24 protein-coding genes are annotated in these 22,823 nt (G+C 72.0%); 12 read left to right on the forward strand and 12 right to left on the reverse strand.

Features of this window, described 5'->3' with window-relative positions:
• Nucleotides 1-6 precede the first annotated feature (6 nt).
• Together M446_RS11315 and M446_RS11320 are read left to right on the forward strand one after the other, a co-directional pair.
• On the forward strand, nucleotides 7-1,002 hold the full coding sequence (locus M446_RS11315) for a magnesium transporter CorA family protein (RefSeq protein WP_012332241.1): 996 nt from the start codon (nucleotides 7-9) through the stop codon (nucleotides 1,000-1,002).
• Nucleotides 1,003-1,012: 10 nt separating this feature from the next.
• Complete coding sequence (locus M446_RS11320) at nucleotides 1,013-1,738, forward strand: SOS response-associated peptidase (protein WP_012332242.1); 726 nt, start codon at nucleotides 1,013-1,015, stop codon at nucleotides 1,736-1,738.
• Between the two features lie 199 nt (nucleotides 1,739-1,937).
• Here the strand turns inward: M446_RS11320 and M446_RS11325 are convergent, their stop codons facing one another.
• Nucleotides 1,938-3,179, reverse strand: coding sequence for a class I SAM-dependent RNA methyltransferase (locus tag M446_RS11325; protein WP_265576590.1), 1,242 nt, complete (start codon nucleotides 3,177-3,179; stop codon nucleotides 1,938-1,940).
• A 17-nt stretch (nucleotides 3,180-3,196) separates the two neighbouring features.
• Complete coding sequence (locus M446_RS11330; protein WP_265576591.1) at nucleotides 3,197-3,985, reverse strand: TlyA family RNA methyltransferase; 789 nt, start codon at nucleotides 3,983-3,985, stop codon at nucleotides 3,197-3,199.
• Nucleotides 3,986-4,030: 45 nt separating this feature from the next.
• On the opposite strand from M446_RS11330, the gene M446_RS11335 reads away from it, so the two are divergent.
• On the forward strand, nucleotides 4,031-4,564 hold the full coding sequence (locus M446_RS11335; RefSeq protein WP_012332245.1) for a superoxide dismutase family protein: 534 nt from the start codon (nucleotides 4,031-4,033) through the stop codon (nucleotides 4,562-4,564).
• 141 nt (nucleotides 4,565-4,705) lie between these two features.
• Here M446_RS11335 and M446_RS11340 read toward each other — a convergent pair whose 3' ends face one another.
• The 9 genes from M446_RS11340 to M446_RS11380 form a co-directional block, all read right to left on the reverse strand.
• A complete protein-coding gene (locus M446_RS11340) occupies nucleotides 4,706-5,671 on the reverse strand; it encodes a type II secretion system F family protein (protein WP_012332246.1) in 966 nt (321 codons plus the stop codon).
• A gap of 124 nt (nucleotides 5,672-5,795) precedes the next feature.
• The gene (locus M446_RS11345) at nucleotides 5,796-6,764 is read right to left on the reverse strand and encodes a type II secretion system F family protein (protein WP_012332247.1); all 969 of its coding nucleotides are present in this window, start codon (nucleotides 6,762-6,764) and stop codon (nucleotides 5,796-5,798) included.
• Complete coding sequence (locus M446_RS11350) at nucleotides 6,761-8,212, reverse strand: CpaF family protein (RefSeq protein WP_012332248.1); 1,452 nt, start codon at nucleotides 8,210-8,212, stop codon at nucleotides 6,761-6,763. Before M446_RS11350 ends, M446_RS11345 begins: the two co-directional genes overlap by 4 nt.
• 112 nt (nucleotides 8,213-8,324) lie before the next feature.
• Nucleotides 8,325-9,569, reverse strand: coding sequence for an AAA family ATPase (locus M446_RS11355; protein WP_012332249.1), 1,245 nt, complete (start codon nucleotides 9,567-9,569; stop codon nucleotides 8,325-8,327).
• 100 nt (nucleotides 9,570-9,669) lie between these two features.
• Nucleotides 9,670-10,410 (reverse strand): CpaD family pilus assembly protein, encoded by a 741-nt coding sequence (locus M446_RS11360; RefSeq protein WP_043701115.1) that lies wholly within the window; start codon nucleotides 10,408-10,410, stop codon nucleotides 9,670-9,672.
• A 51-nt stretch (nucleotides 10,411-10,461) separates the two neighbouring features.
• Nucleotides 10,462-11,925: a type II and III secretion system protein family protein gene (locus M446_RS11365; RefSeq protein ID WP_043701116.1), complete on the reverse strand. Its 1,464-nt coding sequence runs from the start codon at nucleotides 11,923-11,925 to the stop codon at nucleotides 10,462-10,464.
• A gap of 38 nt (nucleotides 11,926-11,963) precedes the next feature.
• Nucleotides 11,964-12,770: a Flp pilus assembly protein CpaB gene (cpaB, locus tag M446_RS11370; protein WP_012332252.1), complete on the reverse strand. Its 807-nt coding sequence runs from the start codon at nucleotides 12,768-12,770 to the stop codon at nucleotides 11,964-11,966.
• A gap of 164 nt (nucleotides 12,771-12,934) precedes the next feature.
• On the reverse strand, nucleotides 12,935-13,441 hold the full coding sequence (locus M446_RS11375) for a prepilin peptidase (protein WP_012332253.1): 507 nt from the start codon (nucleotides 13,439-13,441) through the stop codon (nucleotides 12,935-12,937).
• Between the two features lie 220 nt (nucleotides 13,442-13,661).
• A complete protein-coding gene (locus M446_RS11380; RefSeq protein WP_012332254.1) occupies nucleotides 13,662-13,826 on the reverse strand; it encodes a Flp family type IVb pilin in 165 nt (54 codons plus the stop codon).
• Between the two features lie 355 nt (nucleotides 13,827-14,181).
• Here M446_RS11380 and M446_RS11385 point away from each other — a divergent pair, with 355 nt between their 5' ends.
• The 3 genes from M446_RS11385 (at nucleotide 14,182) to M446_RS11395 (ending at nucleotide 15,970) form a co-directional block, all read left to right on the forward strand.
• Nucleotides 14,182-14,658 carry a pilus assembly protein N-terminal domain-containing protein gene (locus M446_RS11385; RefSeq protein WP_012332255.1) on the forward strand — a complete coding sequence of 159 codons (477 nt, stop codon included), beginning with the start codon at nucleotides 14,182-14,184 and terminating at the stop codon, nucleotides 14,656-14,658.
• Nucleotides 14,659-14,747: 89 nt separating this feature from the next.
• Nucleotides 14,748-15,323 carry a TadE/TadG family type IV pilus assembly protein gene (locus M446_RS11390; RefSeq protein ID WP_012332256.1) on the forward strand — a complete coding sequence of 192 codons (576 nt, stop codon included), beginning with the start codon at nucleotides 14,748-14,750 and terminating at the stop codon, nucleotides 15,321-15,323.
• Nucleotides 15,320-15,970, forward strand: a complete 651-nt coding sequence (locus M446_RS11395; protein ID WP_012332257.1) for a TadE/TadG family type IV pilus assembly protein — start codon at nucleotides 15,320-15,322, stop codon at nucleotides 15,968-15,970. The genes M446_RS11390 and M446_RS11395 overlap by 4 nt, the downstream gene beginning before the upstream one ends.
• A gap of 69 nt (nucleotides 15,971-16,039) precedes the next feature.
• On the opposite strand, the gene M446_RS11400 is transcribed toward M446_RS11395, so the two are convergent.
• The gene (locus M446_RS11400; protein WP_012332258.1) at nucleotides 16,040-16,549 is read right to left on the reverse strand and encodes a TIGR02281 family clan AA aspartic protease; all 510 of its coding nucleotides are present in this window, start codon (nucleotides 16,547-16,549) and stop codon (nucleotides 16,040-16,042) included.
• A gap of 301 nt (nucleotides 16,550-16,850) precedes the next feature.
• Here M446_RS11400 and M446_RS11405 point away from each other — a divergent pair, with 301 nt between their 5' ends.
• From M446_RS11405 to M446_RS11430, 6 genes are all read left to right on the forward strand, one after another.
• Nucleotides 16,851-17,504, forward strand: a complete 654-nt coding sequence (locus M446_RS11405) for a 50S ribosomal protein L25/general stress protein Ctc (protein ID WP_012332259.1) — start codon at nucleotides 16,851-16,853, stop codon at nucleotides 17,502-17,504.
• A 300-nt stretch (nucleotides 17,505-17,804) separates the two neighbouring features.
• Nucleotides 17,805-18,416, forward strand: coding sequence for an aminoacyl-tRNA hydrolase (gene pth / locus M446_RS11410; RefSeq protein ID WP_012332260.1), 612 nt, complete (start codon nucleotides 17,805-17,807; stop codon nucleotides 18,414-18,416).
• A gap of 72 nt (nucleotides 18,417-18,488) precedes the next feature.
• Entirely contained in the window at nucleotides 18,489-19,586 is a 1,098-nt protein-coding gene (gene ychF, locus M446_RS11415; protein WP_012332261.1) for a redox-regulated ATPase YchF, read from the forward strand.
• A gap of 24 nt (nucleotides 19,587-19,610) precedes the next feature.
• Nucleotides 19,611-20,276 (forward strand): deoxyribonuclease V, encoded by a 666-nt coding sequence (nfi, locus tag M446_RS11420; RefSeq protein WP_012332262.1) that lies wholly within the window; start codon nucleotides 19,611-19,613, stop codon nucleotides 20,274-20,276.
• Between the two features lie 81 nt (nucleotides 20,277-20,357).
• Nucleotides 20,358-21,362 carry a MaoC family dehydratase gene (locus tag M446_RS11425; protein WP_012332263.1) on the forward strand — a complete coding sequence of 335 codons (1,005 nt, stop codon included), beginning with the start codon at nucleotides 20,358-20,360 and terminating at the stop codon, nucleotides 21,360-21,362.
• A 261-nt stretch (nucleotides 21,363-21,623) separates the two neighbouring features.
• Nucleotides 21,624-22,751, forward strand: coding sequence for a lytic transglycosylase domain-containing protein (locus M446_RS11430; protein ID WP_012332264.1), 1,128 nt, complete (start codon nucleotides 21,624-21,626; stop codon nucleotides 22,749-22,751).
• Nucleotides 22,752-22,823 lie beyond the last annotated feature (72 nt).

A 22,823-nucleotide genomic window follows, 5' to 3' on the forward strand; every position in this document is an offset into this window, starting at 1 on the left:
CCGCCCTTGATCTTCGTCCACCAGCCGAACGCCTGCGCCAGCACGGGGCAGCCGCTCCTCGAGCGGCGCCTCCTCGACCCCCACGAGCCGATCCCGCCCGACACCCTCTGGATCGACCTCGTCGAGCCGTCCCGGGACGAGGACCACCGGGTCGAGGCGTTCCTCGGCATCTCCATCCCGACCCGGGAGGAGATGCAGGACATCGAGCCGTCCGAACTGCTCTACGTCGAGGCCGGCGCCCGCTACATGACCGGGCGCCTGCTCTGCCGCGTGGAGACGGAGGACGCGATCCTCACCGGCGTCACCTTCATCCTGCGCGACAACCGCCTCGCCACGGTGCGCTACGAGGACCCGCTGGCCTTCCGCATGTTCGTGCAGCGGGCGGCCCGGCCCGCCGGCGTGATGCTCGGCGGCGAGGCGATCCTGTCGGGGCTGATCGAGACGGTGATCGACCGCGCCGCCGACGTGCTCCAGCTCCAGGGCGAGCGCATCGACGCGATCTCCCGCATGGTCTTCGCCGAGCGGGACGACCCCGGCGCCCGCAACGCCGAGTTGCAGGAGACCCTGCGCGGGCTCGGGCGCCACAACGACCTGCTCTCGAAGCAGCGCGAGAGCCTCGTGTCGATGGAGCGGATCCTGCTGTCGCTCTCGGCGAGCTACCGGACCAGCAAGGCGCCGCGCGAGATCCGCGAGGAGGTCCGCTCCACCCTGCGCGACCTGCAATCCCTGGAGGAGCACGCCACCTTCCTGTCCGGCAAGATCCAGTTCCTGCTCGATGCCACGCTCGGGCTCGTCAACCTGGAGCAGAACAACATCATCAAGCTGTTCTCGGTCATGGCGGTGGTATTCATGCCTCCGACTCTGATCGCGTCGATGTACGGGATGAACTTCAAGGCGATGCCGGAGCTCGAGTGGCCCTACGGCTACCCGATGGCGATCGTGATGATGGTGGTGGCGGCGATCCTGCCGTACGGGTTCTTCCGCTGGAAGCGCTGGCTGTGAGGGTGCGGGGATGTGCGGCCGCTTCGTGATCCTGTCGCCGCCCGAGCTGTTCCGAGACGCCTACGGCTACGCCGAGCGGCCGAATTTCCCGCCCCGGCACAACGTGGCGCCGACCCAGCCGGTCCCCGTGGTCACGGCGGAGCACGGGCGGCGGCGCTTCGTGCTGATGCGCTGGGGTTTCCTGCCCGCCTGGGTCGAGGACCCGGCCGAGTTCCCGCTCATCATCAATGCCCGGATCGAGACCGCGGCCGAGAAGCCGAGCTTCCGCAACGCCCTGCGCTACCGGCGCTGCGTCTTCCTGGCGGACGGGTTCTACGAGTGGCGGCGCGGGGCCGGGCGCGGCGCGGCCCCGTTCCTGATCCGCCGCGCCGACCGGCGGCCGATGGCCCTCGCGGGCCTGTGGGAGACCTGGAGCAGCCGGGACGGCTCCGAGATCGACACGGCCGCCATCGTCACCTGCGCGGCGAACGGGCTCCTGGCTGCGGTGCACGAGCGCATGCCGGCGATCCTGTCGCCCGAGGGGGTCGAGGCCTGGCTCGACCTGGGCCAGGTGGACGCCGCGCGGGCCTCCGCCCTGTGCCGGCCCTGCCCGGAGGAGTGGCTGACGCTCGCCCCCGCGCATCCCCGCGTGAACGACCACCGCAACGACGACCCGGCGCTGCTGGCGGGAGAGGACGAGGCCGCGCCGCCCCCACCCCCGGCACGCCCGGCACCGGCGCAGGGGAGCCTGTTCTGATACCGCCGGTCATTGAAAATGACCGGTGGTGCTGCTCTCGAATTCTCGCCAAGTCTTTGGCTTGAAATCGCAAATTCGAGATGGACCAACGGCTCGATGCGTCAGCATCCTGAGCCGTTGGTGTGAGGGGCCCGGATGCGGGGAAGCGGCAGGCCGGGCGCTCCGCGGCGTCGGTCCGCGAGGCTCCCGGACCCGGCCGTCATCGCCGCCGGCGCGCGGGCCGCCGGAACACCCCGACGAGTTCGACGTGCGGCGAGTGCCGGAACTGGTCCAGCGGCACCACCTCGTCGAGCCGGTAGCCTCCGGCGATGAGCAGGGCGGCGTCGCGCGCGAAGGTTCCGGCATCGCAGGAGACTCCGACCACCACCGGCACCTTCGAGCCGGCGAGGCGGGCCGCCTGCGCCTCCGCCCCGGCCCGCGGCGGGTCGAACACCACCGCGTCGAAGCGGTCGAGTTCGGGGGCGAGGAGGGGGCGGCGGAAGAGGTCGCGGCGCTCCGTCGTCACCGCGCGCAGGCCCGGCGCGCCGCGCACGGCCCGGTCGAGGGCGGCGAGCGCCGCCGCGTCCCCCTCGACCGCGTGCACGCCGCGCGCCTCCGCGAGGCGCAGCGAGAAGGCGCCCGATCCGCAGAACAGGTCGGCGACCCGCTTGGCGTCGCCGACGCCCGCCACAACGAGGTCGCCGAGCAGCGCCTCGCCGGCCCGGGTCGCCTGCAGGAAGCCGCCCGGCGGCGGCACGAGGGCGGCGCGGCCGACCCGGAGCAGCGGCGGGCGGCGCTCCACCAGCACCTCGCCGTGCAGCGACAGGCGGGCGAGATCGAGGTCGCCCGCCAGCGCCACCAGGGCCTGGCGTGCGCGCCCATCCGCCGGCCCGTGCCCGCGCAGGTCGACGTCGAGCCCCGCCTCGGTCACCGTGGCCTGGACGTCGAGGGGTTTGCCGCCGCCGAGCGGGCGCGCCAGGGCGCGGGCCGCGTCCGGGGCGGGGTGCAGCGCGGGCTCGGTGATCGGGCAATGGTCGATCGCGACGAGGGCGTGGCTGCGCGCCGCCATGAAGCCGGCCTCGAGCGCGCCCTCGACCCGCCGGACGTGGAAGGTCGCCCGCCGACGCCCGGCCCCGTGCGCGTCCCGCAGCGGCGCCACCGTCGCGGCGATCCCGGCCCGCGCCAGGGCGGTCGCGACCAGATCGCGCTTCCAGGCCGCGTAGGGTTCCGGGGCGAGGTGCTGGATCGCGCAGCCGCCGCAGCGGCCGAAATAGGGGCAGAAGGGCGCGACCCGGTCCGGCGAGGGGGTCAGCACCGCTTCCAGATGGGCGCGGCGCTGGCCGCCGCGGCTCTCCTCGGGCCGCGCGCGCACGCTCTCGCCCGGGAGGGCGCCGGCCACCAGGAGCCCGTCCGCCGCGATCCCGTCGCCGCGCGCGCCCAGACGCGCGATGGCGACGGTCATCTCCGGATCCGCCCCACTCATGCCCTGTCCTCGCTCCGGCGCGCGCCGATCAGGAACTCGCGGTTGCCGTCCCCGCCCTCGATCGGCGAGGGGATCAGGCCCTCGACCCGGAAGCCGAGCGCGCCGACGAGGTCGCGGATGCCCGCGCAGACCTCCGCTTGGACGGCGGCGTCGCGCACGAGGCCGCCGCGCCCGACCCGCTCGCGCCCGGCCTCGAATTGCGGCTTGATCAGCGCGACGAGGCGCGCCGCCGGGGCGAGGAGGGCGGGCAGCACCGGCAGGACGAGGCGCAGGGAGATGAAGCTCACGTCGACCACCGCGAGGGCGGGCGGCGCGGCGAACAGGTCCGGCGCGAGGCCGCGGGCGTCGGTGGCCTCGTGGGAGACGACGCGCGGGTCGGCGGCGATCCGCGGATGGAGCTGGCCGCGCCCGACATCGACCGCGTAGACCCGCGCCGCGCCGCGCCGCAGCAGCACGTCCGTGAAGCCGCCGGTCGAGGCGCCGAGATCCAGGCAGGTCAGGCCGGCCGGATCGACGCCGAACGCGTCGAGCGCCGCCTCGAGCTTGAGCCCGCCCCGCGACACGAAGGGGTGGGGCGCCTCGGCGCCCAGGACCGCCGCGCGGGAGAGCAGGTCCGAGGCGCGGCGCACCGGCGCCCCGTCCGCCCGCACCAGCCCCGCCGCGATGGCCGCCTGGGCGCGGGCCCGGCTCTCGAACAGCCCGGCCTCGACCAGGAGGCGGTCGGCCCGCACCCGCTCCTCGCTTGCCAAAACGCCCTCCCGTCCGGTCCGGCCCCTGTCGGCCACGCCTCGTCTCCCTTACCTTATGCGGCCGTGGAGAGGAGAGGGTCGATGACGAGAGGCATCCTGCTCGCCGGCACCGTCGCGCTCGGCGCGATCGGTCCGGCCGGGGCACAACAGCCCCAGGCGCCGGCGGTTCAGGTCTACGAGGCGCCGGTCGTGAACAACAAGGGCGCGACGATCGGGAAAATCCAGATTCGCGACGGCGCCAACGCGCTGGTCCTGCGGCTCACCATCGAGCCGGGCGGCGTGTCCCCGGGCTGGCACGGCATCCATTTCCATGCCGTGGCGAATTGCTCGGACACCGCCAAGTTCGAATTGTCCAAGGGTCACGTGAATCATGAATCCAGCAAGCACGGACTGCTCAACCCGGACGGCCCGGACGAGGGCGACCTGCCGAACGTCTTCGCCAACGCGGACGGCTCGGTGAACGCGGAGGTGTCGAGCGAGACCGCGCTGACCGGCGAGGGCGGCCTCAAGGACGCGGACGGCTCGGCCCTGGTGATCCACGCCGGCGAGGACGACCACGCGACCCAGCCGATCGGCAATGCGGGCGCCCGCCTCGCCTGCGCGGAGATCAAGTGATCCACTGTCCGGACGTGATCGTCCGGACAGCGGATGCCAAGCCCGCGCGGCGCGTGAGCGAAGCCGACATCCGCATGGCGAAGCAATCATCGGATTTCGTATGACGCGCGTCGTCGCGGCGCCCGGCCCGGCGGGGCCGCGCTACTTCGCGGCGAAGACCTGCACCATCGCAGGCGTGAGGATCACCACGAACAGCACGGGCAGGAAGAACAGGATCATCGGCACGGTGAGCTTGGGCGGCAGCGCGGCCGCCTTCTTCTCGGCCTCGTTCATGCGCTGGTCGCGGCTCTCCTGCGCGAGCACCCGCAGGGCCTGGCCGATCGGGGTGCCGTAGCGCTCGGCCTGGATGAGGGCGGTGCAGACCGCCTTCACGGAATCGAGGCCGGTCCGGATCGCGAGGTTGTCGTAGGCGACGCGCCGGTCGGTGAGGTAGCTCAGCTCCGCGGTCGTCAGCGCCAGTTCCTCCGCCAGCACGATGGACTGGTTGGCCATCTCGACGCCGACCCGCCGGAAGGCGAGCTCGATCGCCATGCCGGATTCCACGCAGATCAGCAGCAGGTCGAGGGCGTCGGGCCAGTTCTTGCGGATCTGCGCCTGCCGCTTGTCGGTCTGGTTCTTGAGGAAGATCTCCGGGGCCTTGACGCCCCCGTAGGTCGCCGCGATCACGATCAGGAGCCGGATCGAGAACGGCTGGTTCAGCACCTGCAGCACGAACAGGTAGAACACCGCCAGTACCAGGAAGCCGAGCGGCATCACGAGGCGGAAGAACAGGAAGGCCGTCTCGGCCTGCGGGCCGCGGTAGCCGGCCATCATCAGCCTGTTCTTGGCGTCCTCCGTGGCGAGCCAGTTGTCGAGCTTGAAGCGCTCGACCACGCGCTTCATGTAGGCCTTGGGCTGCTGGCGGAGATTGCCGCGCTGGTTGAGCCTGTCGCGCTCGCGCAGGCGGATGCGGTCGCGCTCCTCGCCCACGCTCTTCATGCGCTGGGCGAGGCGGTTCGGCTCCAGGAAGGGCTGCAGCAGCGTGAAGGCCGTCGCCGCCGCCGCCACCGCGGCGAGCACCGCGCCGACGAATTGCGGGTCGATCAGGTAGGAGAGGAGCTGAAGCATCCGGCGTCTCGCTCGCGGGCCGGCGCCCGGCCCCTGCCTGGGCAGGATTGCCCGATGCAATCCTGCCGTGGTTCCTGTCCTGGCTTGCCCGCCGCCGGGCCGGGGCTCGCGCGGCGGGGGACGCTCAGATCTCGAAAGTGATCATGCGCTTCATCACCAGCACCCCGACCACCATCCAGAGGCCCGAGAGGGTGATCGCGATCTGGCCGACCTGCGTCGTCCAGAGGAGCGAGATGTAGTCGGGGCTCGAGAAGTAGCACAGGACCGCGACCACGAAGGGCAGGGAGGCGATGATCGCCGCCGAGGCCCGGGCCTCCATGCTCATCGCGCTCACCTTGTCGGCCATGCGCCGCCGGTCGCGCAGCACGCGCGACAGGTTGCCGAGCGCCTCCGAGAGATTGCCGCCCGACTTCGCCTGGATGCCGATCACGATGGCGAAGAAATTCGCCTCCGAGACCGGCATGCGCTCGAAGAGCTTCGTGGCGGCCTCGCTCAGGGACACGCCCACGGCCTGCGACTCGACGAGGGCGCGGAACTCGGTGCGCACCGGCTCGGGCGCCTCGCGGGCGATGATGCGCAGGCAATCGCCCACCGGCAGGCCCGACTTGATGCCGCGCACGATCACGTCCATCGCGTTCGGCAATTCGAGGACGAACCGCGCGATCCGCCGCTTGCGCAGGTAGCCGAGGAGCCATTGCGGCAGCCCGAGCCCGGCCGCGAAGGCGAGGGCGATCGCCGTCAGCGGGCTGCCGCTCATCACCAAGCCCATCACGAGGGAGACACCCGCCAGGACGCCGCTCGCGACGTAGAACTGGCTCTTGGTGATGCTGAGGCCGGCCTGCGTGATCCGAAGCTCCAGGCTCGGCCGGGCCTTCCTCTCCTTCGCCTCGAGCTCCTTGAGGCTCTTGGCGACCTGCTCGCGGCGGTTGACCGCCTGGACGCGCTCCATGGGCGAGCGGCGCCCCGCGATGGCCTGCTGGCGCTTGGCGGCCCGCGCCTCGGAGGGCAAAAGCGGGACGACGACCGCGTAGGCGAGGCAGGAGGCCGTCACCGCCAGGAGGCCGGCCACGATCAGGGCGTCGAAGCTCGTCACGCCTCGCCCCCGGTGTCGCGGACCTCGGCGGCGTCGAGGGCGGCGGCGAGCGCGCGGTCCTCGCCGTAGTAGCGTGCGCGGTCCCAGAAGCGCGGGCGACCGATCCCGGTCGAGCGGTGGCGGCCGATCAGCTTGCCGTTCTGGTCCTCGCCGACGACGTCGTAAACGAACAGGTCCTGGGTGATGATGACCTCGCCCTCCATCCCCATCACCTCGGTGATGTGGGTGATGCGCCGCGACCCGTCGCGCAGGCGCGCCGCCTGGACGATGACGTCGACCGAGCCCGCGATCATCTCGCGGATCGTCTTCGACGGCAGGGAGTAGCCGCCCATCGAGATCATCGACTCGATGCGCGACAGGCACTCCCGCGGCGAGTTGGCGTGCAGCGTGCCCATCGAGCCGTCGTGACCGGTATTCATCGCCTGCAGCAGGTCGAAGGCCTCCGGTCCGCGCACCTCGCCGACGATGATCCGCTCCGGCCGCATGCGCAGGCAGTTCTTGATCAGGTCGCGCATGGTGATCTGGCCCTGGCCCTCCAGGTTGGGCGGGCGGGTCTCCAGGCGCACCACGTGCGGCTGCTGCAGCTGCAATTCGGCCGCGTCCTCGCAGGTGATGATGCGCTCGTCGTCGTCGATGTAGCGCGTCAGGCAGTTGAGGAGGGTCGTCTTGCCCGAGCCGGTGCCCCCCGACACCACCACGTTGCAGCGCACCCGTCCGATGATCTGCAGGATCTTGGCGCCCTCGGGCGAGATGGAGCCGAAGCGGACGAGCTGGTCGAGGGTGAGCTTGTCCTTCTTGAACTTGCGGATGGTGAGGGCGGGGCCGTCGATGGCCAGCGGCGGCGCGATCACGTTGACGCGCGACCCGTCGGGCAGGCGCGCGTCGCAGATCGGGGAGGCCTCGTCGACCCGGCGGCCGACTTGGCTGACGATGCGCTGGCAGATGTTCATCAGCTGCTGGTTGTCGCGGAAGCGCACGTTCGTCAGCTGGATCTTGCCGGCGACCTCGATGTAGGTGCGGTTCGCGCCGTTCACCATCACGTCCGCGATGTCGTCGCGGGCGAGCAGGGGCTCCAGGGGCCCGTAGCCGAGCACGTCATTGCAGATGTCGTCGAGCAGGTCCTCCTGCTCGGCGATCGACATCACCACGCTCTTGAGCGCGATGATCTCCGTGACGATGTCGCGGATCTCCTCGCGGGCGGCGTCCGCCTCGAGCCGGGCGAGCTGGGCGAGGTCGATCGCCTCGATCAGCGCGCCGAAGATCATGCTCTTCGTGCGGTAGTAATCCTCGGACCGGGCGGCCTCGACCACGATCGGCGCGGCCCGCGGCGTCTCCACCCGGGGCGCGGCGGAATCGTTGAGGACGGGCGCCGTGGCCGCCTGGGGGGAAGGGGCGACGGGCGCGGCCGCGGGCCTCGACGCCGTCGCTCCGGGTCTCCTGCCGAACATGGGTCCTGCGGCACCTTCGCTACGGTCGTTGCGGGAGAGCCGCGACCCCCCACGACCGGAACGGGATCACGGCTGTCGACCACCGCCCCTGGCCGGCCCCGGGGCGCGAGGCTCAGGACGCCTTGCGCCGCGCCAGGGCCGACAGGATGGGGTCGAGGAGCGTCGGGCGGGACTTCTTGGCCTCGGCGCGCCCGGTGACCGTGCCCGCCAGTGCCGTCACGATGTCGATGACCTTGCTGCCCGCCTGCACCTCGGCGAGCATCTGCCCGTTATTGGCCGCGGCGCCGAACAGGGCGGGGTCGAAGGGCACCACCGCCGCGGCGGTCACGTCGAGCGCCTTGGCGAATTCCGCCGCGGCGATCTCCGGCCGCTTGGGCATGCCGACCTGGTTCAGGACGAGCCGCGGCGGCCGGTCGTTCGGGCGCGCCTGGCGCAGCAGGTCGACGAGGTTGCGGGCGTTGCGCAGGGAGGCCAGTTCCGGGGCCGCGACGATCAGGATCTCGTCGGCCCCGATCACCATCTTGCGGCTCCAGGCCGTCCAGACATGGGGCACGTCGAGGACGATGCAGGGCACCATGCCGCGCAGGATGTCGACGAGGCCGTCGAAGGCGCCCTCGCCGAAATCGTTCGTCCGGTCGAGCGTGGCGGGGGCCGCGAGCAGGCTCAGGTTGTCGGTGCATTTCGACAGGAGGCGGTCGACGAAGTTGGCGTCGATGCGCTCGGGCGCGAACACCGCCTCGGCCACGCCCTGGGGAGGATCCTGGTTGAAGTTCAGGCCCGCGGTGCCGAAGGCCACGTCGAGGTCGGCGATCACCGTCGAGGTCGCGTAGTCGCGGGCGATGGACCAGCCGAGATTGTGGGCGAGTGTCGAGGCGCCCACGCCGCCCTTCGCGCCGACGACCGCGACGGTGCGGCCGAGGGGCTCGGCCCCCGGCTCGGTGAACAGGTCCGAGATCGCCGCGATCACCCCGACCGGGTCGATCGGCGCGATCAGGTAGTCGCTGACCCCGCGGCGGATGAACTCCCGGTAGAGCAGCACGTCGTTGACGTGGCCCACCACCACCACCTTGGTGCCCGGGTCGCAGACCTCCGCCAGGGTGTCGAGCTGCGCCAGCGGGTTGGCGCGGGGCCCGTGCATCTCGATCACGAGGACGTTCGGCGTCGGCGCGCTGCGGAACGCCTCCACGGCCGCCGCGGCGCCGCCCATCTGCACCTTCAGGTGGGCCTTGTGCATGCGGCGGTCCTCCGCCGCGGCCTCGATCACCTCCGCCACCTCGGGCGTGTCGCAGAAGGCCTGGATCGTGATGCGCGGAACTGGCGCGATCACCCGGTCGGCCGTGTCGGTCCTGTCAGACATGGGGTGGCTCGCGGACTTGCGCTCGGCGGAGTGCGATTCGGTGAACTCGGATCCGGCGGTCAGTGCAGGCCGCCGCGGACGCGGCCCCCTGCGCCGCGATTCACTGACCGACCTGCGACCTCACACTGGCCTGGCCATCCTGCTTCCAAGTGGTTGAAGGATCCTTTCCGGCCCGCAGGCTCTCGATGTCCTGGGTGCGGGAGATCGTGTCGATGCGGCCTTCCTGGCGGCCGCGCACGAGGTCGACCGGGTCGGCGATCTGGCGGGCGAAGTTCGACTGGTAGGCGCAGCCGTGGTTCCAGTGGGTCCGGTTCGACACGTCGACGGCGGGGTCGCTGACGCCGAGATCGTTCGGCCACAGCCCGCAGGTGCTGGTCACCTTCGCCTGCATGCGCTGGAAGCTCAGCCGCACGGGAGCGGCGACCGACGCGTTCGCGACCGGGTAGGGAGCGACGACGAGCTCCCGCGCCGAGACCCCGCGGGCGAGCGCCCGCTCGCGCAGGAGCGCGGCCGTGCGGGCGACGGCCGGCCCGGGCGCCTGGCCGCCGCGGGGCACCTCGATCACCAGCACGCCGCGGCCGTAGCGGCGGAATTCCAGCAGGAAGGCGTCGACGTCGTCGGCCTGGCGGGGATCGACGTGCCCCATGCCGGTGACGAAGACGTCCAGGTTGCGCGGCGCGTCCGCGAGGGCGATCGGGTGTCGGGCCTGCACCGACGCCGGCTCGATCGATCCCGTCGTGGCGGCCCGGTTGGAGACGCAGGCGCCCAGCGACAGGGCGAGGGCTCCGAGGCAGGCGGCCCGCGCGGCGGTGCGGGGGGCGGGGCGGGGGAGGCGGATCATCGCGGGCATCCGTGTCATGGGCGGGTGGGCGGCGGGGCGTCCGGGCGCCGGTCAGTCGGTGATGAAGCCGAACTTGCCGCGATAGGCCTTGGGCGCGAGCGGGGCGGCGCCGACCACTCCGTAGAGGCGGTTGAAGCGACCGAGCAGGATGGCCTGCCCGTCGGTGGCGTCGACGAAGCCGTCATCCGGCCGCTTGACCTCGCCCGGATCCATCGCCTTGGCGATGTAGGGGGTGACCATGATCATCAGCTCGGTCTCGTCGCGCTGATAGTCGCGGGAGCGGAACAGGGCGCCCAGGACCGGCAGGTTCATCAGCGCCGGCAGCCCCATCACGGCGGCCTTGTTCTTCTGCTGAATCAGGCCCGCCGTCATGATCGTCGCGCCCGAAGCGAGTTCGATCGTGGTCTCGGACTTGCGGATGGTGAAGCCCGGGACCGAGGTCGAGGTCGTGCCGATGTTGTAGCTGTAGGCGTTCTGCTGATCGATCTCGGTCACGTCGGTCCCGACGCGGATCGAGATGCGGTTCTCCGAGAGCACCACGGGGGTGAAGTTCAGCACCACGCCGTACTGCTTGAAGGTGATGCCGGGAATGCAGTTGTTGGCGGTGGTGCAGCTGAGGCCTGAGGGCACCGCGATCTCGCCGCCGGCGGTGAACTTGGCGGATTCGCCCGAGATCGCCGTCAGGGTCGGCTCGGCGAGGATGCGCGAGACGCCGGCCTGCTCGAAGGCCTTCAGGGTGGCCTTGAGGGAGGCGCCCGCGCCGCCGTTGATCGTGCCCTCGATCAGGTTGCCGAGGCCGCGATCGCCGTTGAGGGCGAACTGGGTCGCGTTCGTCAGGTTGAGCCCCGACCAGCTGCCGCTCAGGCTGACCCCGAACTGCTTCAGCACCGTGCGCGACACTTCGACGACGGTGACGCGCAGCATCACCTGGTCCTTGCCGCGGATCGTGATGTTGTTGATCACCGCGCCGCGGGTGACCGTGCCGCCGGCGATGCCCACGAAGGCGTTGGCGATGTCGAGGGCCTGCTGCGCCTCGGTGGCCGAGTTCACCGTGCCGGACAGAAGGATCGAATCGCCGGCCGGGCGGACCTCGAAGCGGGCCGAGGGCAGGCTCGTCGCCAGCGTCTGGCGCAGGATGTTGAGGTCGCGGCCGACCGTCACGTCGAGGGAGGCGATCTGGCGCCCCTCCGCGTCCATGACGAAGATCGAGGTGGCGCCGTTCTCCACGCCGATGATGAAGACCTTGCGGGTCGAGCGCACCACCGCGTTGGCCACCTTCGGGTTCGCGACGAAGACCTCCTTGGCGTCCCGCGGCAGGTCGATCACCAGGGACCGGCCCTGGGTCAGGTCGATGCGCCGGGCGATCTCGGCCTCCTGCGGGCCGATCGACAGGACCGGCGCGGCGATGGCGGGGGCCTTCTCGGCCCGGGCCGGGCCGCCGAGCAGGGCGGGCAGGGCGAGGAGCCCGGCGCTCAGGAGCGCGCGCAGCGGCCGGGAGGAGAGGGATCTCGTCATGGTGCGGGCTTTCTCGGCGCGACCGGCGGGGAGGGGGCTCACCGGCGCGGCACCTGGCGGGAGACGCCGTAACGGACGACGGTCAGGGCGGATTCCTTCTGCGGCTCCGGGTTCTCGGGCTGGCTGATCCCGGCATCCGCGATGCTGCGCAGGGCGAGGGAGAGCTGGCCGACCTTCTGGGCCAGGGTGATCTGCTCGGTCTGGGCGGGCGTGAGTTCGAGGGTGGCGGTGTCGCCCGTCACCACGCGCTCGCCGTTGCGCTCCTGCACGGTCTGGCCGACCGCGAGCACGCGGACGTTCTGCAGGATCGTCTCGGAGACTTGGACGTCCGAGGTCGTCGCCCGGGACGCCTCGTCGTCGCGGTAGGTGCGCAGCACGTCGACCCGGTCGTTGGGCAGGATGAAGCCGCCGGCGGTGTTGCTGCCGCGGGCGTCGATCGAGATCGCCACCGCGCGCATGCCGGAGGGCAGGATCGCGGATAGGAAACCGCTGCCATTCGCCCGGATCAGCTTCTCGCGCCGGATCGGCTCGCCGCCCAGGAACGGGCCGCGCACGAAGGAGCCGACCGTGTCCTCGAGGGCGCGCGGATTCTGCCCGCGCTGGATGAAGCCGTCATTCACCGAGCCCTTCGGCCAGGCCTGCCAGCGCAGGTCGGCGGGCTTGAGCGTCTGACCCATCGGCAGGTCCGCCGCCGCCACCAGCACGTCCACCGTGTCGGGGACGGCGGGCGCCTGCACCACGACGGGCGGGGGCGGGGGCGGGGGGGGGCTGCCGCTCATCATGTAGAAGGCCGCCAAGCCGGTCACGGCGGCGACGCCGATGAGGAGGGCACGGGAGGATCTCATGGATCTGCCGGAACGGGTTCGGACGGCACGGCGCCGTCGTCCCGCTCACCTCACCATGCATTCCTGAAATTAAGGTTAACCCTTTCCTCCCAAGCGTTTCCGCTCCACTCGCGCGAGTTGTGCGAAAACGAAACGCTTCCTTCCGACCCCGCCTGCGAGCCCGCTCAGGCCCCCAGCAGCGCGCGCCAGAGCGGGGCGCTCGGGCAGACGACGAGCGCCGCCGCCGCCAGCGCGATCCCGTAGGGCACGCCCGTGCGGGTGTCATGGAGGCGCAGCGCCCAGGGCCACGAGGCGGCGATCCGGGGCAGGGGATAGGCCCTCGCCTGCAGGATCAGCAGGGTCAGGACGCCACCGGCCAGGGAGGCCGCCAGCACGTAATCGGCGAGCGGCTCGAAGCCGAGCCAGAGGGCGGTGGCGGCGGCGAGCTTGGCGTCGCCGCCGCCGATCAGCCCGAAGCAGAACAGCGCGAAGGTGACCGCGAGGGTGATGCCGCCCGCCGCGAGATGCTCCCCGAACTCGCCCCACGACAGGCCGAGCAGCAGCGCCGCGACCGGGAACACCGCGAGGAGCGCGAGCGACAGGGCGTTGGGGATCGTCATCGTCAGCAGGTCGCTCGCGGCCGCGTAGGCCATGAGGAACGGGAAGACGACGAGGAGGAACATGCTGGCCATGGTCGACAGCCCTTCGCCGGTAGGACGGCCCGGCGCATCCGCCGAGCCCACGCCGAAGACCGCCGGTCTCTCGACCGCCGGATCGAGGACGATCAGGTCGCGCGCCCGGTGCGCGCCGCCGGGCCGATCGCGGCGCCCGGCCGGCAGGGGCGCGCACGCCCATGCCCGGGAGCCGTCTCGGCGAGACGGTCCGGACCGCCGCCGGACCGCTTCGATGCCGTCACTTCAGGTTGCCGGCAACCTTCTGGAACATCGAGTTCAGGTTCGACCCGACCGACTGGGCGGCCGTGATCAGGGCCACCGCGATCAGGGTCGCGAGCAAGCCGTACTCGATGGCGGTGGCGCCGCTCTCGTCCTTGGCGAAACGCTTGAGCATGGTCTTCATGGCACAGTTCCTCGAACTCGTTCCCGGTTTCATTCCGTCGACCAGCGACTTCACCGCCGAGCGGAACTGGGGCGAACGTAATCCCCTCCCGTTGAGGTTGGGTTAAAGGGATGCGCGCTGTTGCGTGTCTGAATGCGACCGGGCCCGATGGTTAACAGGATGAAACCGGCAGATTCCGGCGCCCCGGACCGGGTCCGGTCGCGCCCGATCGGCCCGTTCGACATGATCTCTCCCCGCGACGTCTCAGCGCCCGCGCGGTCGCGACTTCCGTGATCTGCGGTCTCGCGATTAGGGCTTTCTCAACCATCTTGCCGGCATCCCTTGACGTGACGCCGTCCCGCCGAGGCCCGCCCCGATGCCTGTGCGCCCCATCCGCCTCCTGCGCGCCCCCCTCAGCGCCGCCCTCGTCCTCGCCGCGCTGCTCCCGGCCGCGGCGGCCGGCGGGGCGGGGGACCAGGCCACGGTGGTCGTCTCCGTCGACAACGCCAAGATCATCCGGCTGCCGGAGCGCACCGCGACCGTGGTGGTCGGCAACCCGATCATCGCGGACGTCTCGCTGCAGCGGAACGGGCTCGTCATCCTCACCGGCAAGAGCTTCGGCACCACGAACCTGATCGCGCTCGACGGCTCCGGCGCGATGCTGGCCGAATCCTTCATCAGCGTGCAGGCCGCCACCACCTCGGTGGTGACGGTGCAGCGCGGCCTGGAGCGGGAATCCTACTCCTGCACCCCGGCCTGCCAGCCGGCCGTCCAGCTCGGCGACGCGCAGCGATACTTCTCCGAGGTCAGCAGCCAGGCCGGCCAGCGCAACACCCTGGCGACCGCGAAATGAGCCGCGTGCAGTCAACGGTTCGGCAAGCCTTCGACGCCTAACCTCGGATCGGTCGCCGGCGCGGGGCGCGCCGGCCGCGGGTTCGAGGCATGTTGCGTCACTCGGTTCTCCCGATCCTCCGCCGCTTCGCGCGGGCGCGCCGCGGCGCCACCGCGGTCGAGTTCGGGCTCGTGGCGATCCCCTTCATCAGCCTGCTGGCGGCGATCATGGAGACGGCGATCGCCTTCTTCGCCGGCCAGCTGCTGGACGCCGCGGTCACCGACACGGCGCGCGCCGTCTATACCGGGTCGTTCCAGTCCCAGGCGACGCAGTCGGGCGCGCTGACGCCGAGCCAAGCCCTCGACGCCTTCCGCACCAAGCTCTGCGCGAACCGCGTGACCATCTTCGACTGCTCGACCGTCAAGGTCGACATCCGCACGCTCGAGGACACGGACAGTTTCGGTGCGCTCAAGCCGGTCGATTCCACCACGAAGACCTGGACCCCCGGGTTCGGCAGCCATTACGGCGACACGGTCGGCACGCCGCCCGGGCCGGGCAAGATCGTGCTGGTCCAGGCGGCCGTGCCGTTCCCGATCTTCTTCAGCATGATCAACCCGGCGACGTTCGGGACGAACCAGCGCATCCTGCAATCCACGGTGGCCTTCCGGACGGAGCCCTACAAATGACGCCCCGCCCGCAGGTCGCGCGCCGTCTGCGCCGCTTCGCCCGCGACGCGGAGGCGGTGGCGGCGGTGGAATTCGCCCTGGTCCTGCCGCTGATGCTCGCGCTGTATTTCGGGGCGACCGAGGTCACGCAGTTCATCAACAACAGCCGCAAGGTCACGCTCGCGGCCCGCACCATGGCGGACCTCGTCTCGCGCGAGCAGGATCAAGTCTCCACCAGCACGCTGCAGCTGATCGTGAAGGCCGCCAAGGCGGTGATGCAGCCCTACGACGCGTCGAGCGCGACCTTCACGTTCAAGGCGATCGGGGTCTACGACGACGCCGCGACCCAGGTGAAGGTCTGCTCGGGGGCTCAGGTCAGCGGCTCCTCCGATCCCGGGATCCTCTCGGCCCTGCCCTCGACGACTCCGCCGGTCCCGCCCGACGCCTACAAGAAGCTGGGCGCCCGCTACATCCAGGTCGAGGTCACCATGACCTACACGCCCCTGCTCGGCTCGAACTTCTACAACGCGACGCGGCTGACGACGCTGTCGGAGACGATCCCCTGGCCGGTGCGCAACGGGACGCAATATTCGGGGAACGGGCCGGAGGTGACGCTGCCGAACGGCAACCAGGCCGGCAGCCGCTGCCCCGCGACCTTCGCGGGCTGACCCGCGCCGCGCGCCGCGCCGTCCGGGAATGGCGGCGCGGCACCCCGCCGACGCGGCCGAGCGGCGCGGTCAGCCCCGCAGGGTGAGGCGGCCGCCCGCCGCCTCGAAACCGCGCAGCCGCCGCAGGAAGGACATGCCGAGGAGGCTGGTGTCGAGGCGCCCGCGGGGCAGCACGACGGCCTCCACGTTCCGGACCGTGATGCCGCCCACCTGGACCTCGGCGAGGCGCACCGGCGCGCCGCGCACCACCCCGTTGGCGGTGGCCATCGGCCGGGTGAAGTCCCGCTCGGCGAGGCGGATGCCCGCGCGCTCGGCATCGTCCTGGGTGAGGGCGCAGAGTGTCGCGCCCGTGTCGACCAGCATGCGGGTCCGCCGCCCCTCGATCTGGGGATGCACGAGGTAGTGGCCGCTCCAATCCTGCTGCAGGGTGACGACGGGCGCGCCCTCCGCGTCGAGCGAGGCGGCCTCCCCGGCCGGCCGCGCCTCCCCTGAGCCCCCCGTCAAGCGCGCGACCGTGCCGTTGCCGGCCACGGCGCTCAGCACCAGCACGCCCAAGGCCCAGTGTAGCGGACGCGTCATCGGCGGCTCCCCGAGAAGGTGCGCTCACTCTCGGGTGCCAGCGTTAAGGATTGCTCGCCCGGATGCGCGGGCCGGGGAGCGGCCGCGGTTGATGGTTTCGCGCTCCTTGCGGGACTCGCGCGAAACGGGCGGAAAGTCTCGCCTCGCCGCCTTGCCCCGCCGCTCGCGCCCCGCTATAAGCCCGCCCGCGCATCCGGGCACCCTTGGAGGCCGGGGCGCGGCGACGCCGGTTGACGAGGCCGCTCCGCAACGGGCGGCCTTCGGCGTTTGAGCCACTCACATCATCTTGAAGGATCACGCCATGAGCGCCGTGAAGCCGCTTGAGGCCGTGGCACGCGACCGGGTCGGCAAGGGGGCCGCCCGGGCCGTTCGTCGCCAGGGCCGGGTGCCCGCCGTCATCTACGGGGGCGGCCAGTCGCCGCAATCGATCTCCCTCGACGCGAACCAGACCCACCACCTGATCTACGGCGGCGGCTTCCTCAGCACCGTCTTCGAGATCGCGGTGGACGGGCGCACGATCCGGGCGATCCCGCGCGACTACCAGCTCGACCCGGTCAAGGACACGCCGCTCCACGTCGACTTCCTGCGCGTGGTCTCCGGCCAGACCATCGAGGTCGAGGTGCCGGTGCACTTCGTCAACCAGGACGCGGCGCCGGGCCTGAAGCAGAAGAGCGGCACGCTCAACGTCGTCCTGCACACGATCACGCTGGCCGTGTCGCCCGACGCCATCCCGGACGCGGTGAATGTCGACCTGACCGGCAAGGATATCGGCGACACGGTGCACGTGTCCGACCTCGTCCTGCCGACGGGCGCCAGCCTCGCCCTCGCTCCCTCCGAGACCGTCGCGACCCTGGTGCCGCCGACCAAGCTCGGGGCCGATGTCGAGGCCGAGGAGGCCGCGGTGGCCGAGGCGGCTCGGGCCGGATCGGCGGCCGAGGCCGCCAAGGAGGGCTGAGCCGAGGGCTCGCCCGGCGAGACGCGGGGGCGTTTCGCGCCGACATTTCGCGACGACGTGGCCGCCGCGCATCGCGGACGGGGCGGCACGCGCGAGAACCTGGAGCAGGACCCGATCGCGCCGTGATCGGATCCTGCGCGAAGCATCATTCCGCCGGCCGGTCCCGGCCGGTGCCGAAGGGCCGCGTCAGCGAACAATGATGCGAAACCAAGAGGCTGAGCAGAATTGCCGCACGCCATTCTGCTTGGCGCCCCGGCCCGCCGCCGGGGCGCTTTCCCGTTCGAGGAGCGTTGACGCGCCATGCGGCTGTTCGTCGGCCTCGGCAATCCCGGGGCCCGCTACGCGGCGAACCGGCACAATATCGGCTTCATGGCGCTCGACGCGGTCGCGCGCCGTCACCGCGCCGCGCCGTGGCGGCGCAAGTTCCAGGGCGAGGCGAGCGAGGCCGTGATCGGGACGGAGCGCGTGCTGCTGCTCAAGCCCGAGACCTACATGAACGAGTCCGGCCGGGCGGTCGCCGAGGCACAGCGATTCTACAAGATCGCGCTCGACGACGTGGTGGTGTTCCACGACGAACTCGACCTCGCCCCCGCCAAGGTGCGGGTCAAGAAGGGCGGCGGCAATGCCGGCCACAACGGCCTGCGCTCGATCACGGCCCAGTGCGGCAACGAGTATTGGCGCGTGCGGCTCGGCATCGGGCATCCGGGCGACAAGGCGCTGGTGCACGCCTACGTGCTGAACGACTTCGCCAAGGCCGAGCGCCCCTGGGTCGACGACCTCTGCGACGCGCTGGCCGACCACGCGGCGCTCCTCGCGGCGGGCGAGGACGCGAATTTCCAGAACCGGATCCACCTCGCGCTGCAGGGCCGGGGCTGGGACGACGTCAAGCGCGTCGGGGACAAGCAGGCTTGATCCGACCGCCCGCGACCGCGAGCGGGGGGGCCGCGCCGGCCACCGGCCGCTCCTTGCGAAGGGACTGAACCGATGGGCTTCAAATGCGGAATCGTCGGCCTGCCGAATGTCGGCAAGTCGACGCTCTTCAACGCGCTGACGCAGACGGCGGCGGCGCAGGCGGCGAACTACCCGTTCTGCACCATCGAGCCGAATGTCGGCGAGGTCGCGGTGCCGGATCCGCGCCTCGACGACCTCGCGCGGATCGCGAATTCGCGCGAGATCATCCCGACGCGCCTCACCTTCGTCGACATTGCCGGCCTGGTGCGCGGCGCCTCCAAAGGGGAGGGGCTCGGCAACCAGTTCCTCGCCAACATCCGCGAGGTCGACGCCATCGCGCACGTCGTGCGCTGCTTCGAGGACGGCGACGTCACCCACGTCGAGGGCAAGGTCGACCCGATCGCCGACATCGAGACGATCGAGACCGAGCTGATGCTGGCCGACCTCGAGAGCCTGGAGAAGCGCGTCGCGGCGCTGGAGAAGAAGGCCAAGGGCGCCGACAAGGAGGCCAAGGAGGCGCTCGACCTCGTGCAGCGCGCCCTGCCCCTGCTGCGGGACGGCAAGCCCGCCCGCCTGGTCGAGCGCAAGCCCGAGGAGGAGCGGCTCTTCGCCCAGCTCGGGCTGATGACCGCCAAGCCCGTCCTCTACGTCTGCAACGTCGAGGAGGGATCCGCCGAGGGCGGCAACGCCCATTCGCGGGCGGTCTTCGGCCGCGCGGCGGAGGAGGGCGCCAAGGCCGTGGTGGTCTCGGCCAAGATCGAGAGCGAGATCGCGGTCCTGCCGCCGGCCGAGCAGACCGAGTACCTGGAGGCGGTCGGCCTCTCGGAGCCGGGCCTCAACCGGGTGATCCGCGCCGGCTACGACCTCCTCGGGCTCATCACCTACTTCACGGTCGGCCCGAAGGAGGCCCGGGCCTGGACGATCACCCGCGGCACGCGGGCGCCGGCCGCGGCCGGCGTGATCCATTCCGACTTCGAGAAGGGCTTCATCCGGGCCGAGACCATCGCGTTTCCCGATTACGTCGGGCTCAAGGGCGAGGCGGGGGCGCGCGAGGCCGGCAAGCTGCGGCTCGAGGGCAAGGACTACGTGGTGCAGGACGGCGACGTGCTGCATTTCCGCTTCGCGAACTGAGCCCCGGGGCTTAAGACCCCCCGGATGGAGCTTCACCCGCGTCACGCCTGGGAGGTCACCCCGGGCGAGGCGGTCGCGCTGCAGAAGCGGCTCGCCGCCGAGGTCATCGCCACCGACCCGATCGACCTCCCGGCCGTGCGCCTCGTCGCGGGCGTCGACGTCAGCGTGAAGGAGAACCGCTCGCACGCGGCCATCGTGGTCTCGACCTTCCCGGATTTCCGCGTCGTCGAGACCGTGACGGCCGAGCGCCCGACGCCGTTCCCCTACGTGCCGGGCCTGCTCAGCTTCCGCGAAGGGCCGGTGCTGGAGGAGGCCCTCGGGCGGCTGCGGGCCGTGCCCGACGTGTTCCTGTTCGACGGGATGGGCACCGCCCATCCGCGGCGCATCGGCATCGCCTCCCATATGGGGCTGTGGCTGGAGCGCCCGACCGTCGGTTGCGGCAAGACCCGGCTCGTCGGCCACAACGCGCCGCTGCCGGAGGAGAAGGGGTCGCAGGTCCCGCTGGTGCATCGCGGCGAGACGATCGGGGCGGTGGTCCGCACCCGCACGGGCACTCACCCGCTCTTCATCTCCCCCGGCCACCGCGCCGATATCCCGAGCGCCGTCGCCCTGGTCCTCGCCTGCGCGCCGAAATACCGGCTGCCCGAACCGATCCGGCAGGCCCACAAGGCGGCGGGCGCGTTCGGCTGAGCGCGCGGTCGCCCGCGGCCGAAGCTGGAAGCGGCGGCGCCCGGATGCTAGCCGGGGGATCCCACCTCCGGACCCGCCGCGATGCACCGCTACCATTTCGAAGACCTCGTGCCAGGCTTCACGCGACGGGGTGGACCCGGCGTGGTGACCCGCGAGGACATCCTCGCCTTCGCCCGCGCCTACGACCCGCAGGATTTCCACCTCGACGAGGCGGCGGCCCGCGACAGCCTCGTCGGCGGGCTGATCGCGTCCGGCTGGCACAGCTGCGCGCTCGGGATGCGGCTCCTCGCCGAGAGCGTCGTCCTGCAGTCGAGCTCGATGGGCTCGCCCGGAATCGACGAGCTGCGCTGGCTTCGCCCGGTGCGGCCGGGCGATGCCCTGACCTCGACCCTCACCGTGCTGGAGAGCCGCCCCTCCGTCTCGAAACCCGACCGCGGTCTCGTGCGCCTGCGCCTCGACCTCGCCAACGCCGCCGACGAGCGGGTGATGAGCCAGGATTTCTGGGCGATGTTCGGCCGCCGCGGCGCCCCGCCGCTGCCGCCCCGCCCGGCCCCGCCCCGGGGCGGGAGCCCGGACGCCGCCCCGGATCCGGCGACGGCGTTTCCGGCGGGTCCGATCGAGACGCTCGCGCCCGGCGCGACCTACGATCTCGGGCCCTACCACTTCACCCGCGACGAGATCCTCGCCTTCGCCCGGGCCTTCGACCCGCAGCCCTTCCACACGGACGAGGAGGCCGCCCGGGCGAGCCATTTCGGCGGGCTCTGCGCCTCGGGCTGGCACACCGCCGCCGCCTGGATGAACCGCCTGGTCGCCGCGCGGCAGCGGGGCATCGCGCAGGCGAGGGCGCGGGGCGAGGCCGTGGCGGCGAGCGGCCCGTCGCCGGGCTTCCGCAACCTGAAATGGCTGAAGCCGGTCTATCCGGGCGACACGATCCGCTACGCCATCACCGTGCGGGAGGTCCGCCCATCCCGCTCGCGGCCGGGCTGGGGCGTCATCCACCACGGCGCCGAGGGCGTGAACCAGCATGGCGAGCCGGTCTTGCGCTTCGAGGGCGCCTGGCTCGCCGAGTCGCGGCCCGAAGGCTGACCGCCGGTCGCGCCCATTCGAATGTTACAATGTGATGAAATCCAATGGTTTAATTCACCGGCGCGAAGCCCCGGCCGGTCTCCCTGGTCCGTTCGCGAACGGCTGTGCTTCACGGGCCACAGCGCGACCGGAAACCGCCGAGCCTCCCGGGTTCTTTGCCGGTCTGTGACTGCCAAGTCGCTTTCCTGCCGCAATTGGCCCGGACCACGGACCCCCGACGCATGTGCGAACCCGCACATGATCGCAACCACAGGTCCGTGCATGCGCCAGCGCCTCTCTCTCGCCGTCCTTGCGGTCGCGGCGCCCCTCCCGGCCCTGGCGCTGGAGGCGCCCCGCGACAACATCGATGCGCTGATCGAGGCGCAGGCCCGGGCGAATGGCGTGCCGGCGAGCTTCATCCACCGGGTCGTGAAGCGGGAGAGCGGCTACAACCCGCGCGCGGTCGGCCGCGGCGGCGCGCTCGGCCTGATGCAGATCAAGCACGGCACCGCGCGGGCCCTCGGCTACACGGGCCCCGCCTCGGGCCTGCTCGACGCCAAGGTCAACCTCACCTACGGCGTCGCCTACCTGGCCGGCGCCTACAAGACCGCGCGCGGCAACGAGGCCCAGGCCTACAGCTACTACGCCCGGGGATACTACTACGCGGCCAAGCGGGCCGGCATCCGCACCGACGTGGCGGAACTGGAAGCCCCGCCGGACCTGCCGAAGCCCGCGGCCAACCCGCTCAATCAGTTCTTCGGCAAGCTGTTCGGCGGCTCGACCGCGCGGGCGCCGGTCATGACCGCCTCGGCCGACCCGTCCGTGGCGGCGCTCTCGAACGCCGTCGCGGCCGCACCGGCGCCGCAGGCGGCAGCCCCGCAGGCGGCAGCAGCCCCGCAGGCGAGCCAGGCCACGGCCGCCGAGGCGCCGCAGCCCGCCGCCCCGGCGCTGATTTCGGCCCCGCTCCCGCCGCAGCGGCCGGTCTCCGTCCCGGCCTCGACGCCCGTCCTGGCCTACGCGGCCGCCTCGCCGGTGGCGGGGCTTCCCGTTCCGACCTACGGGCTGCGCGGCGCCGTGCCGGCCCAGGCCGAAGCGCCCGGCGCGGCCCAAGCGGCGCCAGCCGCCGCCCAGGCTCAAGCGGCGCCAGCCGCCGCCCAGGCTCAAGCGGCGCCAGCCGCCGCCGCCCCCGCGGCGGCACCCGCCGTCCCGGCCGGCGGCGAGGCGCGGACGCTGGTCGCCTCGGCGGATGCGGTCGCCGCGGCCGCCGCGCCGGAGCCCGAGACCATCTCCGTCCCGCTGCCCCCGCGCCGGCCGGTCGAGTTCCGGCACTTCGCCGCCAAGAAGCCGGCGAAGCCCGTGCCGATGACCGCCTCGGCCGCGCCGGAGACCACCGGGCCGGCGACGCCCTGAGCCGAGCCGCGAGGGCGCTCCTGCGCGGATTCCCGCGCCCGGACCTTCCCGGCGGCCGGGCCCGCGCCGCCG

The organism is Methylobacterium sp. 4-46, assembly GCF_000019365.1.
Lineage (GTDB): Bacteria > Pseudomonadota > Alphaproteobacteria > Rhizobiales > Beijerinckiaceae > Methylobacterium.

What these genes read in the sequence shown, in the direction of transcription:
- M446_RS11320 (WP_012332242.1), top strand. Translation starts at nt 1,013, where the DNA reads ATGTGCGGCCGCTTCGTGATCCTGTCGCCGCCCGAGCTGTTCCGAGAC.
- M446_RS11325 (WP_265576590.1), bottom strand. Translation starts at nt 3,179, where the DNA reads ATGACCGTCGCCATCGCGCGTCTGGGCGCGCGCGGCGACGGGATCGCG.
- M446_RS11335 (WP_012332245.1), top strand. Translation starts at nt 4,031, where the DNA reads ATGACGAGAGGCATCCTGCTCGCCGGCACCGTCGCGCTCGGCGCGATC.
- M446_RS11340 (WP_012332246.1), bottom strand. Translation starts at nt 5,671, where the DNA reads ATGCTTCAGCTCCTCTCCTACCTGATCGACCCGCAATTCGTCGGCGCG.
- M446_RS11350 (WP_012332248.1), bottom strand. Translation starts at nt 8,212, where the DNA reads ATGTTCGGCAGGAGACCCGGAGCGACGGCGTCGAGGCCCGCGGCCGCG.
- M446_RS11355 (WP_012332249.1), bottom strand. Translation starts at nt 9,569, where the DNA reads ATGTCTGACAGGACCGACACGGCCGACCGGGTGATCGCGCCAGTTCCG.
- M446_RS11360 (WP_043701115.1), bottom strand. Translation starts at nt 10,410, where the DNA reads ATGATCCGCCTCCCCCGCCCCGCCCCCCGCACCGCCGCGCGGGCCGCC.
- M446_RS11365 (WP_043701116.1), bottom strand. Translation starts at nt 11,925, where the DNA reads ATGACGAGATCCCTCTCCTCCCGGCCGCTGCGCGCGCTCCTGAGCGCC.
- cpaB (WP_012332252.1), bottom strand. Translation starts at nt 12,770, where the DNA reads ATGAGATCCTCCCGTGCCCTCCTCATCGGCGTCGCCGCCGTGACCGGC.
- M446_RS11375 (WP_012332253.1), bottom strand. Translation starts at nt 13,441, where the DNA reads ATGGCCAGCATGTTCCTCCTCGTCGTCTTCCCGTTCCTCATGGCCTAC.
- M446_RS11380 (WP_012332254.1), bottom strand. Translation starts at nt 13,826, where the DNA reads ATGAAGACCATGCTCAAGCGTTTCGCCAAGGACGAGAGCGGCGCCACC.
- M446_RS11385 (WP_012332255.1), top strand. Translation starts at nt 14,182, where the DNA reads ATGCCTGTGCGCCCCATCCGCCTCCTGCGCGCCCCCCTCAGCGCCGCC.
- M446_RS11390 (WP_012332256.1), top strand. Translation starts at nt 14,748, where the DNA reads ATGTTGCGTCACTCGGTTCTCCCGATCCTCCGCCGCTTCGCGCGGGCG.
- M446_RS11395 (WP_012332257.1), top strand. Translation starts at nt 15,320, where the DNA reads ATGACGCCCCGCCCGCAGGTCGCGCGCCGTCTGCGCCGCTTCGCCCGC.
- M446_RS11400 (WP_012332258.1), bottom strand. Translation starts at nt 16,549, where the DNA reads ATGACGCGTCCGCTACACTGGGCCTTGGGCGTGCTGGTGCTGAGCGCC.
- M446_RS11405 (WP_012332259.1), top strand. Translation starts at nt 16,851, where the DNA reads ATGAGCGCCGTGAAGCCGCTTGAGGCCGTGGCACGCGACCGGGTCGGC.
- pth (WP_012332260.1), top strand. Translation starts at nt 17,805, where the DNA reads ATGCGGCTGTTCGTCGGCCTCGGCAATCCCGGGGCCCGCTACGCGGCG.
- ychF (WP_012332261.1), top strand. Translation starts at nt 18,489, where the DNA reads ATGGGCTTCAAATGCGGAATCGTCGGCCTGCCGAATGTCGGCAAGTCG.
- nfi (WP_012332262.1), top strand. Translation starts at nt 19,611, where the DNA reads ATGGAGCTTCACCCGCGTCACGCCTGGGAGGTCACCCCGGGCGAGGCG.
- M446_RS11425 (WP_012332263.1), top strand. Translation starts at nt 20,358, where the DNA reads ATGCACCGCTACCATTTCGAAGACCTCGTGCCAGGCTTCACGCGACGG.
- M446_RS11430 (WP_012332264.1), top strand. Translation starts at nt 21,624, where the DNA reads ATGCGCCAGCGCCTCTCTCTCGCCGTCCTTGCGGTCGCGGCGCCCCTC.